The sequence below is a fragment of the Christiangramia qingdaonensis genome (genome assembly GCF_048381525.1).
Taxonomy (GTDB): Bacteria; Bacteroidota; Bacteroidia; order Flavobacteriales; family Flavobacteriaceae; genus Christiangramia.
The window spans coordinates 125,815-140,641 of the sequence record NZ_JBLWIM010000012.1; the positions used below are offsets into that span (position 1 = coordinate 125,815).

Sequence of the window (14,827 nt, forward strand, 5' to 3'; positions counted from 1 at the left end):
CTTTTATCTCTAACCTCAAAAATCAGCTCAATATTCTGGATAGTCGATCTATTTCCAAGTCCACTTTCTCATTCAAAATCTCACCATAATGAGCTTGAGTTATTCCAATCCTAGAGTGCCCAAGGAGTTTACTAACTATTTCCATTGGCACATCATTATAGAGCAGCACAGTAGTTGCAAATGTCTTTCTGGCTAAATGATGAGTCAAATTCTTTTGAATCCCACAGAGGTCAGCTATTTCCTTCAGATAAGCATTAAAATGAGCGTTAGTTTTAGATGGGAGAACCCTATCATCGGTTAGAGTGCCTTGATACTTCCTAAACACCTTTAAAGCTCTAGGCAACAAAGGTATATTTATCTTCTTCCCAGTTTTTTGACGCACCATTTGAATCCTAAATGCTCCATCCTGTCCTTGCATGATATTACCCTCCCTAAGATTACTCATTTCTTTAAAAGCTAACCCCGTGTAACAGCAAAACACAAAGCAATCCCTTATTTCTGCTACTCGCTTTATATTAATATTTTTTTCCTCAATGGCCTTAAGTTCATTAGCAGTAAGATATACAACATCCTTTTTAACGGATTTAGGCTTATGCAGTAAGAACGGATTAACTGAAATATACCCTTGAGCTACAGCAAAAGTGATCATCTTCTTAAAGCGCTGAGTATTCTTATTAATAGTGCTTTGCTGCATGTTCTCAACTACCTTCAAATAGTATTCTAAATCAACAATAAATTGATACCTCAGTCCTCCAAGCTTAATATCGGTTTGCTTATATTTCCACTTTAAGAAACCCTTGACATGAAATAAAGTATTTTCAAACTTCTGCCAAGACACTTTCTTTAACTCCTTTCCTATTAGTCTTTTATTATAACGGTTGTGCTCTTCAATTACGGTAACAAGTGTATGCTCCCTTTTGATGGTTTCACCTCGATAAACTCTTAAAATATCTCCTACATCAAACTGGGAGTTTTGAACCTCTAACAGAAGGTGCGTTCTATTAAGTTTTTGACGAATCTGGATCAACCGCGAATTGAAAACATTCGAATTAGGTGTGTTACTATTAACTTCTTGAGATTTACTTAGCCACCAATTTGGCTTAATCATGATACCTGTTGAAAATTCCTTACGTTCTTTCTGATATGTAATTCTACACATGATAGGCAAGAACCCTCGCTTGTTAACTTTCTTTCTCTGGATTAAAAATAGAACCTTCATAAGACTTAGATTTTATTGATTAATAAAATGGCTCACCTCAGAAGCTTTTCAGGTCACCTCTGAGCTCACCTTTTTTCGTTAGAAAGTCTTTAAAAGGATGTAATGTGAAGAATATAAAAAAACAAAAAAGCCTTCTCCCACCAAGTGGAAAAAAGCTTTTCATTGGTTAACCGCAAATCCACACAACAAGGATTATAAGGCGGTTAACTACACATTCCCCTTTCAGGGAACAAAAACAACACAACTAATCTTTAGCGCCAAAAAAAGCCCCCCGTATAGAGGAGCTTTTTTGCAACTTTGCGGTCTGGACGAGACTCGAACTCGCGACCCCCTGCGTGACAGGCAGGTATTCTAACCAACTGAACTACCAGACCGTTGCGTTATTGCGAGGGCAAATATACGTCCCTTTTTAGATTGAGCAAACGTTTTTTTAAGTTTTTTAAAAATAATATTTCATGATCTATCCAAACTTTTGTTTCTCAAGTAAATAGGTCGTCAAAATATTTTCAAAATTTTTATTGATATCTGCAGCTACATAGGTAATCCGGTACTTCGCACATTGCAATTTTAAATTTTCGAGGTACTTTTTAACCTCTTCGCGGTAGGTATTTCTAATATTTTCAGAATAAAGATCTATTTCAGCACCCGTTTCCACATCCGTAAATCTACGCGGACTCTTCTCAAAATCGAATTCAAGTTCCTTTTTTTGATCCATCACATGGAAAAGAACGATCTCATGTCTGTTGTATTTTAAGTGTCTTAGAGCTTCGAACAGCTTCTCCTCATCAGTATCTTCCTGAAACATATCTGTAAATAGAAAAACGAGACTTCTACGCTTCAGCTTCTCCGCAATTTGATGTAGATAGGTATAGGTATCAGTAGAACTTCGAACCTTATCAGATTTTAGAATCTCATCAAATTTGTTTAACAACATATGATGATGTCGCTCCCCAGATCTTTCCGGAGCATAGAATTCAAACTCATCGCTGTAAACACTCACTCCAACTGCATCCCGCTGTCTTTTAAGGATCTCCATAAGACAGGCTGAAGCAAGTACAGAAAAGCCTATCTTATTTAAGCGCTGCCTCTCCTGCTTTTCGATCTTAGGGTAATGCATGGAAGCAGAGTTGTCGATTATAAGATGACAACGCAGGTTTGTTTCCTCTTCGTATCGCCGCGTATAAAGTTTCTCAGACTTCGCAAACAACTTCCAGTCTATATGCCGGGTACTCTCCCCATTATTATAGATCTTATGTTCAGCAAACTCTGCAGAAAAACCATGAAACGGACTTTTATGCATTCCAGAAATATAGCCTTCAACTACTTGTCTGGCTAAAAGATCGAGATTGAGAAAACCTCCGGTATTATGTAGCTCCTTCTCTATTTTCATTTCAGACTGAAAATAGGTATAGTTTTTTAATAAAAAAAGCCCCGCTACTGCGAGGCTTGAATATATTGATCATCGTTTATTACAATAACTGGTCGATAGCATCTGCGTAAGTTTGCTTTGGAGCAACTCCTACTTGGCGACCTACAACTTCTCCGTTTTGAAATACAAGAACAGTTGGGATGTTACGAACACCATATTTTGCGGCAAATTCCTGGTTTGCATCTACATCAAGCTTACCAACAACTGCTTTTCCATCATATTCAGAACTTATCTCGTCAATGATTGGTCCTACCATTCTACAAGGTCCACACCATGCAGCCCAGAAGTCCACCATTACCGGCTTATCACTCTTTAATACTTGTTCTTCGAAATTCGCGTCGGTTATTTCAATAGCCATAATATCTGTAATTTTATTTATTTAACATTCGATTCGTAAAAGTAGTCAATAATATAAAGAATCCTTACAGCCTCTATATTGCATTTGACTATAAGTATATTGTTTGGTTTTATAAGGGAGCCTCACGCTTGTCGCGTGACCGCGCTTTCGACGCTACATGGTAGCTTGCCTCTATCGCTGGCTCAAACAATTCACAAATTACGAATCTAATTCAACTTATATATAAACTGTTCCTTTTCCAACTCCTCAATAAGTTCCTGCGAAATTTGCACTTTACGTTTCCGGCTGGGCATTTTTAGTTTTACCTGCTCTGCCATGTCATAAACTATGAATTGTAATTGACATTCGCCTTCATGCGCATTAAATGTGTCATTTAACCAATCGATCTTTTCAGCTTTCAGATCCTGAACGTTAAGCTGTATAGTTAGTTTCTTCGCATTCTTATCCATAATATCATGTAACAAACTAATATCCCGAAACTGTATTCTTGGCTCTCCTTTTTTCCCGGTATCCTTATTAGTCCAGCCTTCTTTCACAAAAATCTTAAGATGAATAAAGTTATTAGGAACAAAGAAATGTTTCATACGCAGATATTCTTCTCCAAATATTTTGAACTCGTAAGACTCCTCGTAATCTTCTACCGTGAATATCGCCCAGCCTTTCCCATTCTTAGAGACCCTGTGCTGTACATCGACCACTACACATCCAATGGTGAGTTCTCTATTTACGATGCTTTCCAGCTCCCTGCAATCTGACAATTTACCATTACAGAAATAACTCATTTCTATTCTAAAGTCATCCAGTGGATGTCCAGAAATATAAATTCCCACCACTTCCTTTTCTCTTCGTAGCTTCTCCATAGTTCCCCATTCACTACAAGGTGGAACTTCCGGCTCTGGAATCTGAACATCACTAGCTTCCCCAAAAAGACTAACCTGAGAAGAGTTCTGACTTTCCTGGAATTTCTGCGCATACTTCACCACCTTTTCCAGGAAGCTCATTCCGTTACCATCGTCATGGAAATATTGCGCTCTATGTGTACCACCAAACCCATCGAATCCCCCGGCAAGGGCAAGATTCTCAAACGCTTTTTTATTTGCAGATCTTAGATCTATCCTTTTCGCCATGTCAAAAATAGATCTGTAAGGACCATCTTTAGACTTCCTGTTTTCAACAATGGTTGCCACAGCTCCGGATCCAACTCCTTTGATCGCACCCATTCCAAATCTTACTGCATTTTCCTTATTTACAGAGAATTTATAGTAGGATTCATTTACATCGGGTCCTAAAACATTCAGTTTCATTCTTTTGCACTCTTCCATAAAGAACGTTACCTGCTTGATATCATTCATATTATTGGAGAGTACGGCTGCCATATATTCCGCAGGATAATGCGCTTTTAAATATGCGGTTTGATAGGCGATCCAGGCGTAACAGGTAGAGTGAGACTTATTGAATGCGTAAGAAGCGAAGGCTTCCCAGTCTTTCCATATCTTTTCCAATACTTCTGCAGGATGACCCTTTGCATTACCGCCATCTATGAATTTTGGCTTTAATTGCGCCAGTAATGCAACAAGTTTTTTACCCATCGCTTTACGAAGCATATCGGCTTCACCTTTACTAAATCCTGCCAGCTTCTGCGAAAGCAGCATCACCTGCTCCTGGTATACTGTGATCCCATAAGTTTCCTCCAGGTATTCTTCCATTTCTGGAAGGTCATAGGATATCTCTTCATCGCCATGCTTCCTCGCAATAAAACTTGGAATATATTCCATAGGCCCAGGTCGATACAGGGCGTTCATGGCGATAAGATCATCAAAAACCGTGGGCTTTAGGGCCTGCATGTGTTTTTGCATACCCGGTGATTCGTACTGGAAAATACCTACCGTTTCTCCTCTCTGGAATAATTTATAGGTTTCTTCATCATCAAGAGGGAAACTATCAGGGTCGAGGTCTATATCATGCCTTCCCTTTACGATCTTCACAGTATCCTTGATCAGGGTAAGGGTCTTCAGACCCAGGAAGTCCATTTTTAGCAGTCCGGCACTTTCAACGACCGAGTTATCAAACTGAGTAACATAAAGATCTGAATCTTTAGCCACCGAAACCGGCACATAATTGGTAATATCCCCGGGAGTAATAATCACCCCACAGGCATGTATTCCTGTATTTCTAACTGAGCCTTCCAGGATTCTAGCCTGGTTTACTGTTTCTGCTTCCAGATCATCCCCTTCAGCAATATTTAGAAGTTCATTGATTTTTTCAATTTCATCTCCACGAAATTTAGACCGGATGGTCTTTTCATCCATGGCAAACAGTTTTCCCAGCTTGGTATTCGGAATAAGTTTCGCAATCCTGTCTGAATCCATAAGAGGAAGATCCAGCACCCTTGCAGTATCCCTTATGGAGGATTTTGCCGCCATGGTTCCGTAGGTAATGATCTGCGCCACCTGGTTCGCACCATATTTCTCGATCACATAATCCATAACCCGGCTTCGACCTTCATCATCAAAGTCGATATCAATATCAGGCATACTCACACGATCAGGATTCAGGAATCTCTCAAAAAGCAGATCATACTTAATCGGGTCAATATTGGTGATCCATAGACAATATGCGACTACAGATCCCGCGGCAGATCCACGTCCAGGTCCAACCGAAACTCCCATAGCCCGTGCAGCCCTGATAAAATCTTCCACAATAAGGAAGTAACCTGGATACCCGGTGTTTTCAATTACCGACAGCTCAAAGTTGAGTCGTTCTTCAATCTCTGGGGTGATCTCTGGATATCTATTTCGAGCTCCTTCAAAAGTAATATGCTTCAGAAACGCGTTTTCGCCTCTTTTTCCTCCATCTACCAAATCCTCTTCGCTTTGAAACTCTTCAGGAATCTCAAATGCTGGAAGTAAAACGTCTCTGGCCAGCTCAAAAGGCTCAATTTTATCTACAATTTCCTGGATATTACTAATAGCTTCTGGAAGATCCTTGAAAAGCCGCTTCATTTCATTTCCAGACTTGAAATAATATTCGGTATTAGGCAAGCCATAGCGATAACCCCTTCCGCGGCCAATTGGTGTAGCCTGCTTTTCCCCATCTTTTACACACAGTAAGATATCGTGCGCATTGGCATCTTCCTGTTTCCAGTAATAGGTATTGTTGGTTGCAATTAGTTTTACGCCGTGTTTTCTAGAAAATTCCACGAGCACGGGATTTACCCTGTTCTCATCTTCCTGATCATGACGCATCAACTCGATATAAAGATCGTCACCAAACTCTTCTTTCCACCATAACAAAGCTTCTTCAGCCTGTTTTTCACCAACATTCAGGATCTTACTAGGAACTTCACCGTATAGATTACCAGTAAGCACGATCAAATCTTCTTTATATTCCTTTATTACTTCCTTGTCTATACGAGGTACATAATAGAAACCATCGGTATAGGCTTTGGAAGACATTTTTGCCAGGTTATGGTATCCCTTCTTGTTCTTTGCAAGAATCACGACCTGATATCCATTATCTTTCCTACTCTTATCTAAATGATTTTCACAAACAAAGAATTCACATCCTAATATGGCTTTCAATGGTTTTTTTAGCTCCTCTCCATTCTCTTGTGCCGTTGCATTATGTTCTGCTACACCTTTATTATAGGATCCAACTTCCTTTACGAAGTGAAAGGCGCCCATCATGTTCGCGTGATCTGTTAGGGCAACTGCACTCATATCCTCTTCAGCAGCCGCAGCAACTAGATCAGGTATACTTATAGTCGATTGTAAAACTGAAAACTGTGAATGATTATGAAGATGTGCAAAACGTATCTCATCCAGCTTCTCTAGGTTCTCCTGAATTTCTTCATTCGAAATATCATCTGTAGGCTGCTGTTTTTCCAGCCTTTTTCTTATTCTATCTGAAGCTTTCTTTAAGTTAATGTGCTTTAGACCTATAAGCTCTATACTCGCCGGATTCTCTTCGGAAAAGTTTTCGAAATAGCCTGCAGGCACATCGAGCTCATCCAGCGTATAGATTCTTTGCCTGATAAGTTCTAAAAAACACCGGGTAGTAGCTTCAACATCTGCGGTAGCGTTGTGCGCTTCAGCAAAAGGTTCATTAAAAAGAAACTCGTGTAGCTCGGTAAGAGTAGGTAGTTTGAATTTACCTCCACGACCTCCAGGAATTTCACAAAGTGCTGCGGTTTTCTCTGTACAGGTATCCAGAACTGGCATTTCCTGAAGGGAATTATCAAAGTTTCTTCTGATGAATTCCGCTCCCATAATATTCAGGTCAAAACCAACATTCTGACCAACGATAAATTTGGATTTCTGAATGGCAATATTGAACTTCTCCAGTACCTCATCCAAGGAAATTCCCTGTTCCCGTGCCAGATCTGTAGATATCCCGTGAATTCTTTCAGAATCATAGGGAATATCAAAGCCCTCAGGCTGTATAAGATAATCCTGATTTTCAATAAGATTACCCATCTCATCATGCAACTGCCAGGCGATCTGTATACAGCGTGGCCAGTTATCAGAATCGGTTAAAGGGGCATCCCATCGCTTAGGTAAACCGGTGGTTTCAGTGTCAAAAATCAGGTACATTCCTTGGTATTTAAAGCCTTAAAAGAAGATATTCAAGTGGTTAGTTTTCGCTAACCAACCGCGCTAAATTAATGAACTTTAAGCCTGATAAAAAACTTTGTTTTAAGGAATTATTAACCATAAAAAAAGCCTCACAAAATCCTGAAATTTCAGAAATTCTGTGAGGCCTGATACGAACACAAAAAACTACTACTACTTCAATCAAACATGGTTCGCATCATTGATTATATTGTAAGATCAGATTGGTTAATTTCTGATCTATTTTGTTTTTAGGCAATATCTTCTAGAGCCTTCACTTCATTAAGAGATGCTACAATAGCATTCTTTTGCTTCATTAATACATTTCCAGTACTTGCAGGAACTTCAGAATCCTTAAGGATCTCTTCATATTCCTCTACAGCTGCTTTCTCTCCACGAATAGCTTCTTCAAGAACCGCTTCATCTTTATCACCAGATAAGCTAGCTTTTAAATTCATCCATCCACGGTGAAGATCACCTGCTACACTGGATCCTTTATCCGGAGCCTCCCCGAAATTGCTGATCTCAGATTTTAATTCATGTCCAAAATCGTAACGTTCCTGTGCACGAGCAGAGAAAAAACTCTTTAATCGTTGGTTATTTACTTTTTCAGCTGCCAATTTATATCCTTTCTCGGCGTCATAATTCTTTTCTAGTAACTCATTAAGTTTCTTAGATACATTTTCTGAATAACTCATTGCTTTATTTTTTTTCATATTAGTTACCCAAAGATATGTTTAGGAAACCGCGATAACAACCTATTTAACAGGGTTTAGCACTAATTAACCTCTTTTAACAGCCACCATTATTTTTAACTAAAATTACTGCCAAAATGGTAAATTTTCAGACTCCGGTAAACCATTTTAAAATCTAAAGCTAAAGTGTTCAGAATTAGAAAAATGTAGTATCTTTGCAGCCTTATTAATAATCGAGGTCGAGAACCTCAAAATTTAATTTTTATGCCAGTAAAAATAAGATTACAAAGACACGGTAAAAAAGGAAAACCTTTTTTCTGGATCGTAGCCGCGGATACTCGCGCTAAAAGAGATGGTAAATTCCTTGACAAATTAGGGATCTACAATCCAAACACAAATCCTGCAACTATCGAATTAGATGTTGATGGAGCTGTAAAATGGTTGCAGAACGGTGCTCAGCCAACTGACACTGCTCGCGCAATCCTTTCTTACAAAGGAGCCTTACTTAAAAAACACCTTGCAGGTGGAGTTAAGAAAGGTGCTTTAACTGAAGAACAGGCTGAAGAGAAATTCAATGCCTGGATGGAAGAGAAAGAGGGAAAAGTTGACGCAAAGAAAGAATCTTTGACGAAAGCACAGGAAGCTGAAAAAGCGAAAGCTTTAGAAGCTGAAAAAGAAGTAAACGCTAAACGTGACGCTGAAGCGAGAGAAGCTGCTGAAGCTGAAACGAAAGCGGCTGCTGAAGCTGAAGCTGCTGCAACTGCAGAAGCTACAGATGACGCAACTGTCGAAGCTGCTGAAGAAGAAGTGGGCGCTGCAACTGCAGAAGAAGCTAATACTGAAGATAAGAAAGACGCTTAAAACAGTAGACGATGACTAAGGAAGATTGTTTCTACCTGGGGCGCATCGTCGCAAAATTTAGTTTTAAGGGCGAGGTGCTTATTAAATTAGACACTGACGAACCTGAACTTTACACAGAAATGGAATCGGTTTTCGTTGAATACAACGAAAACCTGGTTCCATTTTTTATTGAAAGATCTTACCTCCACAAAAGTACTCTTCTAAGAGCCAAGATCGAAGATATCGATACCGAGCAGGATGCGGAAGACATGATTGGCGCAGAACTCTACCTGCCTCTTGAACAATTACCTCAGCTTCCCGACGATAAATTCTATTTTCATGAGATCATAGGTTTTGATGTTATCGATCAACAATACGGGAATATTGGAAAGATCGTTTCTATCAACGACACTACAGCCCAGGCGCTGTTCGAAATTGATAAAGATGGCAAACAGATCCTGATCCCAATGAATGATGAGTTTATCGAGAAGGTGGACAAAAAGAACAAGGAGATAAAAGTTATCACCCCCGAAGGCCTGGTAGACCTTTATCTTAGCTAAGCATAGGTTTCATCCCATCCAAATGCCTCCAGTATTGGATCATAGACTATAGCTCCCTTTACAATATTGAGTCCCTTAGCAAGCAATGGATCATGAGTACATGCCTTTTCCCAACCTGCATCTGCCAGTTTGAGAATATAAGGTAGTGTGACATTTGTTAACGCAAGCGTAGAAGTATAAGGTACAGCTCCGGGCATATTAGCCACACAATAATGTACGATATCATCAATAATGTAAGCAGGGTCTTCGTGCGTAGTCGGCCTCGTGGTTTCGATACAACCTCCCTGATCCACCGCTACATCCACGATCACCGCCCCCGGCTGCATCGTCTTCAGCATATCTCTGGTAACCAGTTTTGGAGCCTTTGCACCTGTGATTAGCACACCACCAACCACAAGATCTGTAGTTTTTAAGTGTTTTCTAATATTATACTCATTAGAGAATTCAGTTACCACGTGGCTAGGCATGATATCGTTCACATACCTTAATTTATTCATGTTCACATCAAGAACGGTCACCTGCGCACCTAATCCAGCTGCCATTTTCGCCGCCTGAACTCCGACTACACCTGCACCCAGCACTAGTACTTTCCCAGGCGGAACACCCGGTACACCTCCAAGTAACAAACCTTTACCCTGCACAGGCTTTTCAAGATATTTGGCTCCCTGCTGAATTGCCATCCTTCCTGCTACTTCACTCATAGGAGTCAACAATGGCAAAGTACCATCCTTATCCTCTACTGTTTCATAAGCTATACACACAGATTTACTGCGCATCATAGCTTCCGTAAGGTCCTGGTTGGAAGCAAAATGGAAGTACGTAAATACTATCTGATCTTCTTTAATTAAACCATATTCCTGTTCGATCGGTTCTTTGACCTTTACGATCATATCGCTAACCTCGTAAACCCGGTCTATGGATGGAAGTATCGTAGCACCTGCAGCATGATAGTCTTTGTCATCAAAACCACTGGAATCACCAGCAGTTGATTGCACATAGACCTCATGACCTTTCTTCGAAAGTTCGAGCACTCCGGCAGGTGTCATGCCCACCCTGTTTTCGTTGTTTTTGATCTCCTTCGGAATTCCAACTTTCATGGTAGATAAATTTGTTTCCGAAAAATAGTAAAGAAAATAAAAACAGGGGCATAAAATGCTATAAATAACATTTTACATCTATAACTGATAATTTTAAAGGGGCTACATTACTATATTTACAATTTTACCAGGAACAACTATGACTTTTTTAGGGGTAGAACCATCCAATTGATTTTTAGTCCTGTCATCGTTAAGAACATTCTTTTCAATTTCCTCTCTGGACATATCCATAGGTAGTTCCATGGTAAATCTCATCTTACCATTAAAGGAAACGGGGTAGTTCTTCGTGCTCTCCACAAGAAATTTCTCTTTAAAAACCGGGTATTCCGCAGTGGATATAGATTCGCTATTACCAAGTTTTTCCCAGAGCTCTTCGGCAATGTGAGGTGCGTATGGTGCAATAAGCACAGTTAAAGGCTCAAGTACCTCCCTTTGGTTACAGTTTTGAGCTGTAAGCTCATTTACACAGATCATAAATGTAGAAACCGAAGTATTGAAACTAAAGCCTTCAATATCCTCTGTTACTTTTTTAATCGTTTTATGTAGTGTTTTTAAAGAGTCTGCTGAAGCTTTATCGTTAGTAACGACGAACTGCTCTTCATTATGGAAAAGCTTCCAGAATTTCTTCAGAAAATTATGTACACCGGTAATTCCCGCTGTATTCCATGGTTTTGCCTGTTCTAGTGGCCCCAGGAACATTTCATACATTCTTAAAGTATCTGCACCGTATCGTTCACAGATCTCATCTGGATTCACCACATTGTATTTAGACTTGGACATTTTCTCCACTTCCCTACCAACAATGTAACGCCCATCTTCCAGCACGAATTTAGCATCTGCGAATTCAGGTCTCCACTTTTTGAACCCTTCAACATCAAGTTCATCTGAGGAATTTACCAACGAAACATCGACATGAATTGGCTGCACGTTGTTTCCCTTGATCTGCGTGCTTGAAATGAATACATTTTCTCCTTCCAGTCTGTATACAAAAGCACTGGTTCCCAGGATCATTCCCTGGTTGATTAATTTCTTGAATGGCTCTTCTACCGTAAGTTTCCCGCGATCGCTAAGAAATTTGGTCCAGAATCTGGAATACAATAAGTGACCCGTAGCATGTTCGCTACCACCAATATAAAGATCCACATTCTCCCAGTATTGCTGTGCCTCTTCGGAAACGAAAGTATCAGGATTCCCAGCGTCCATATATCTAAAAAGATACCAGCTACTTCCAGCCCATCCCGGCATGGTATTCAATTCCAACTGAAATACTGTGGAATTATTAATCCTATCATTAGAAACTACCTCATTTTTCTCAGTATCCCATGCCCAGTTAGTAGCATTCCCCAAAGGTGGTTCACCGGTTTCGGTAGGAAGATATTTCTCCACTTCTGGTAACCTTAATGGAAGGTGTTCCAGATCTATCATTTTTGGCAGTCCATTCACGTAGTAAACAGGAAATGGCTCTCCCCAGTATCTTTGTCGGCTAAAGACGGCATCTCTAAGTCTGTAATTCGTCTTACCATAACCCTGACCTGTTTTTTCAAGCTCAAGAATAACACGGTTAAGCGCTTCTTTATATTCCAGCCCGCTAAGAAAATCTGAGTTTGCGATCACCGTTCCTTCTTTCCCCGCATATGCTTCCTGGGAAACATCTACATTTTCGAAAATATTAGTAATAGGCAAATCAAAATGTCTTGCAAAATCATGATCTCTTTGGTCTCCACAAGGAACGGCCATTACAGCTCCGGTTCCATATCCTGCCAGTACATAATCCCCGATCCAGATTGGAATGGGCTCTTTCGTAAAAGGATGTTCTGCATAAGCTCCGGTGAAAGCACCACTAATAGTCTTCACATCTGCCATTCGTTCACGTTCACTCCTTTTTGCCGTGGCTTCAATATAAGCCTCTACCTCTTTCTTACGATCATTCGTAGTGATCCTGGAAACGAGCTCATGTTCCGGAGCAAGTGTCATAAAATTGACTCCAAAAATGGTATCAGGTCTGGTAGTGAAAACTTCAAATTCTGCATCGCTGTTCATTACTTTAAAAGCAACCTGAGCACCTACAGACTTCCCGATCCAGTTGCGCTGACTCTCCTTCAGACTTTCGGTCCAGTCAAGTTTATTTAGGTCCTGTAGCAATCTTTCAGCAAAAGCTGAAATTCTCATGCTCCACTGAGTCATTTTTTTACGAATTACCGGGTAGCCTCCTCTTTCAGAAGCACCATTTACGATCTCATCATTAGCGAGAACGGTTCCCAGTTGCGGGCACCAGTTCACTTCAGTTTCAGCGAGGTAGGTAAGTCGGTATTTTAATAATATTCGCTTTTTTTTATCTTCAGAATAACGATTCCAATCTTCCGCAGAGAATTCAGCAATATCTGCATCACAGGCAGCGTTAACCCTTGTATTCCCTTCCGAAGAAAAAATATCCATCAGTTCAGAAACCGGTCTGGACTTTTCAGCTTCCAGATCATACCAGCTCTCGAATAACTGGATAAAGATCCATTGAGTCCATTTGTAATAATCTGGCTCACTGGTACGCACTTCGCGACTCCAGTCGAATGAAAACCCGATCTTATCAAGTTGCTCCCGGTAACGGGCAATGTTATTTTGAGTTGTCAACGCAGGATGCTGACCCGTTTGGATCGCGTACTGCTCTGCCGGAAGCCCAAAACTATCATATCCCTGGGGATGCAACACGTTAAATCCCTTGTGACGCTTGTATCGAGCATAGATATCACTGGCAATATAGCCTAATGGATGCCCTACATGTAAACCTGCTCCAGAAGGATAAGGAAACATATCAAGCACATAATATTTTGGTTTATCGGTGTTGTTGGTAGCCTTGAAAGTCTGGTTTTGCGCCCAGTATTTCTGCCATTTTTCCTCGATCGTATTAAAGTGGTAACTCATGTGATATCTGCTTAACTAAATTCTTGTGAACAGCCCGGGGATGTTCAAAACCCCAAAGCACAGGTGGCGGGATATTTCCTGCCATTTTTATACGGATGCAAAAATACAATTTTAAAGGACTTTTCTAGAGCTAATAAGGAACACTTAAAGGGTTTTTCTAGCCTGCTCTTCCATGGGCTTCAGGCATTCATAGATCATTTTGTTCACCGGCGTATTAATTCCCAGTCGCTCGCCCTCCGTAACGATATAGCCATTAAAGTTTTCGATTTCTGAAGGTTTTCCCTCCATAATATCTCTTTGAGTGGAAGCTGTAGTTCCTTGTGGCTGATTTTCGATGATCTGAAAGGCCTTTTCAATATGCTCATCATTAAGCGGAATATCTTTGGCATTTGCAACCGACCTGATTTCTCCGGAAGTTTGTTTCATAAGATCCAACAGGTATGCGCTATTTCTAATCTTATCGATACTTACGCGCGTAAGTCCACCAATCCCACTGATGGTGCAGATAAAAAGAAACTTTTTCCAGATCTCCAGCTGAATATTTTCCGGATTAAGAAAATTGATCTTAGCTTCCAAAAATAACGTACTAATGATCGAAATCCGTTCAGATCTGCTATTATCTGCTTCCCCAAAAACGATCCTTGGCTCAAAAGAAGCGTGCTTAATCTTCCCGGGCTTTTCAATATAACTCACGATAAAACATAATCCCGCCAGAACATTGTTCTTCGGAAGTATTTCTGTGAGTTTTTCATAATTATCAGCTCCATTCTGTAAAGGCAGCACGATCGTATCTCTGGAAATAATCTTTTTTAATTCTGAAGCGACCTCCGGAAGTTGCCAGCTTTTAACTCCTAATAATATAAGATCTGGAGTCTCAACCTCATTAATGTCACTGGTTACCAGTTCGGGATGTACAGTAATATCTCCATTGATACTTTCCAGCTGCAAGCCTGATTTTTTGATCGCCCGCAGATGTTCTCCACGAGCAATAAAACTCACTTTGTTACCCGATTCTGCAAGTCTCGCTCCAAAGTAACCGCCAACTCCACCTGCTCCGTAAACTAAGATTTTCATAAACGTCTTTTACTCAAATGTACTTATTT

The 14,827-nt window shown here is 40.2% G+C and carries 10 protein-coding genes and 1 tRNA gene; 2 read left to right on the forward strand and 9 right to left on the reverse strand.

Features of this window, described 5'->3' with window-relative positions:
* Nucleotides 1–22 precede the first annotated feature (22 nt).
* From ACNI3T_RS05425 to ACNI3T_RS05450, 6 genes are all read right to left on the reverse strand, one after another.
* Nucleotides 23–1,219 (reverse strand): site-specific integrase, encoded by a 1,197-nt coding sequence (locus tag ACNI3T_RS05425; protein ID WP_418226960.1) that lies wholly within the window; start codon nucleotides 1,217–1,219, stop codon nucleotides 23–25.
* Between the two features lie 300 nt (nucleotides 1,220–1,519).
* A tRNA-Asp gene (locus ACNI3T_RS05430) sits at nucleotides 1,520–1,593 on the reverse strand.
* A gap of 86 nt (nucleotides 1,594–1,679) precedes the next feature.
* On the reverse strand, nucleotides 1,680–2,609 hold the full coding sequence (locus ACNI3T_RS05435; RefSeq protein ID WP_418226961.1) for a DUF58 domain-containing protein: 930 nt from the start codon (nucleotides 2,607–2,609) through the stop codon (nucleotides 1,680–1,682).
* A gap of 79 nt (nucleotides 2,610–2,688) precedes the next feature.
* Nucleotides 2,689–3,006, reverse strand: coding sequence for a thioredoxin (trxA, locus tag ACNI3T_RS05440; RefSeq protein ID WP_026914648.1), 318 nt, complete (start codon nucleotides 3,004–3,006; stop codon nucleotides 2,689–2,691).
* A 206-nt stretch (nucleotides 3,007–3,212) separates the two neighbouring features.
* A complete protein-coding gene (gene dnaE / locus ACNI3T_RS05445; RefSeq protein ID WP_418226962.1) occupies nucleotides 3,213–7,598 on the reverse strand; it encodes a DNA polymerase III subunit alpha in 4,386 nt (1,461 codons plus the stop codon).
* A 269-nt stretch (nucleotides 7,599–7,867) separates the two neighbouring features.
* Entirely contained in the window at nucleotides 7,868–8,314 is a 447-nt protein-coding gene (locus tag ACNI3T_RS05450; protein ID WP_322301812.1) for a ferritin-like domain-containing protein, read from the reverse strand.
* Nucleotides 8,315–8,575: 261 nt separating this feature from the next.
* Here ACNI3T_RS05450 and ACNI3T_RS05455 point away from each other — a divergent pair, with 261 nt between their 5' ends.
* Nucleotides 8,576–9,172, forward strand: coding sequence for a 30S ribosomal protein S16 (locus ACNI3T_RS05455; RefSeq protein WP_418226963.1), 597 nt, complete (start codon nucleotides 8,576–8,578; stop codon nucleotides 9,170–9,172).
* Nucleotides 9,173–9,183: 11 nt separating this feature from the next.
* Complete coding sequence (gene rimM / locus ACNI3T_RS05460) at nucleotides 9,184–9,711, forward strand: ribosome maturation factor RimM (protein ID WP_418226964.1); 528 nt, start codon at nucleotides 9,184–9,186, stop codon at nucleotides 9,709–9,711.
* Here the strand turns inward: rimM and ald are convergent.
* The 3 genes from ald to ACNI3T_RS05475 form a co-directional block, all read right to left on the reverse strand.
* The gene (ald, locus tag ACNI3T_RS05465; RefSeq protein WP_418226965.1) at nucleotides 9,708–10,808 is read right to left on the reverse strand and encodes an alanine dehydrogenase; all 1,101 of its coding nucleotides are present in this window, start codon (nucleotides 10,806–10,808) and stop codon (nucleotides 9,708–9,710) included. The two genes, rimM and ald, sit on opposite strands and share 4 nt — an antisense overlap.
* A gap of 102 nt (nucleotides 10,809–10,910) precedes the next feature.
* The gene (gene leuS / locus ACNI3T_RS05470) at nucleotides 10,911–13,724 is read right to left on the reverse strand and encodes a leucine--tRNA ligase (protein ID WP_418226966.1); all 2,814 of its coding nucleotides are present in this window, start codon (nucleotides 13,722–13,724) and stop codon (nucleotides 10,911–10,913) included.
* Nucleotides 13,725–13,868: 144 nt separating this feature from the next.
* Nucleotides 13,869–14,798 carry a ketopantoate reductase family protein gene (locus tag ACNI3T_RS05475; RefSeq protein WP_418226967.1) on the reverse strand — a complete coding sequence of 310 codons (930 nt, stop codon included), beginning with the start codon at nucleotides 14,796–14,798 and terminating at the stop codon, nucleotides 13,869–13,871.
* Nucleotides 14,799–14,827: the final 29 nt, after the last annotated feature.

Excerpts from the sequence above, each read along its gene's own strand:
- ACNI3T_RS05425 (WP_418226960.1), bottom strand. The coding sequence starts at position 1,219 with ATGAAGGTTCTATTTTTAATCCAGAGAAAGAAAGTTAACAAGCGAGGG.
- ACNI3T_RS05435 (WP_418226961.1), bottom strand. The coding sequence starts at position 2,609 with ATGAAAATAGAGAAGGAGCTACATAATACCGGAGGTTTTCTCAATCTC.
- trxA (WP_026914648.1), bottom strand. The coding sequence starts at position 3,006 with ATGGCTATTGAAATAACCGACGCGAATTTCGAAGAACAAGTATTAAAG.
- dnaE (WP_418226962.1), bottom strand. The coding sequence starts at position 7,598 with ATGTACCTGATTTTTGACACTGAAACCACCGGTTTACCTAAGCGATGG.
- ACNI3T_RS05450 (WP_322301812.1), bottom strand. The coding sequence starts at position 8,314 with ATGAGTTATTCAGAAAATGTATCTAAGAAACTTAATGAGTTACTAGAA.
- ACNI3T_RS05455 (WP_418226963.1), top strand. The coding sequence starts at position 8,576 with ATGCCAGTAAAAATAAGATTACAAAGACACGGTAAAAAAGGAAAACCT.
- rimM (WP_418226964.1), top strand. The coding sequence starts at position 9,184 with ATGACTAAGGAAGATTGTTTCTACCTGGGGCGCATCGTCGCAAAATTT.
- ald (WP_418226965.1), bottom strand. The coding sequence starts at position 10,808 with ATGAAAGTTGGAATTCCGAAGGAGATCAAAAACAACGAAAACAGGGTG.
- leuS (WP_418226966.1), bottom strand. The coding sequence starts at position 13,724 with ATGAGTTACCACTTTAATACGATCGAGGAAAAATGGCAGAAATACTGG.
- ACNI3T_RS05475 (WP_418226967.1), bottom strand. The coding sequence starts at position 14,798 with ATGAAAATCTTAGTTTACGGAGCAGGTGGAGTTGGCGGTTACTTTGGA.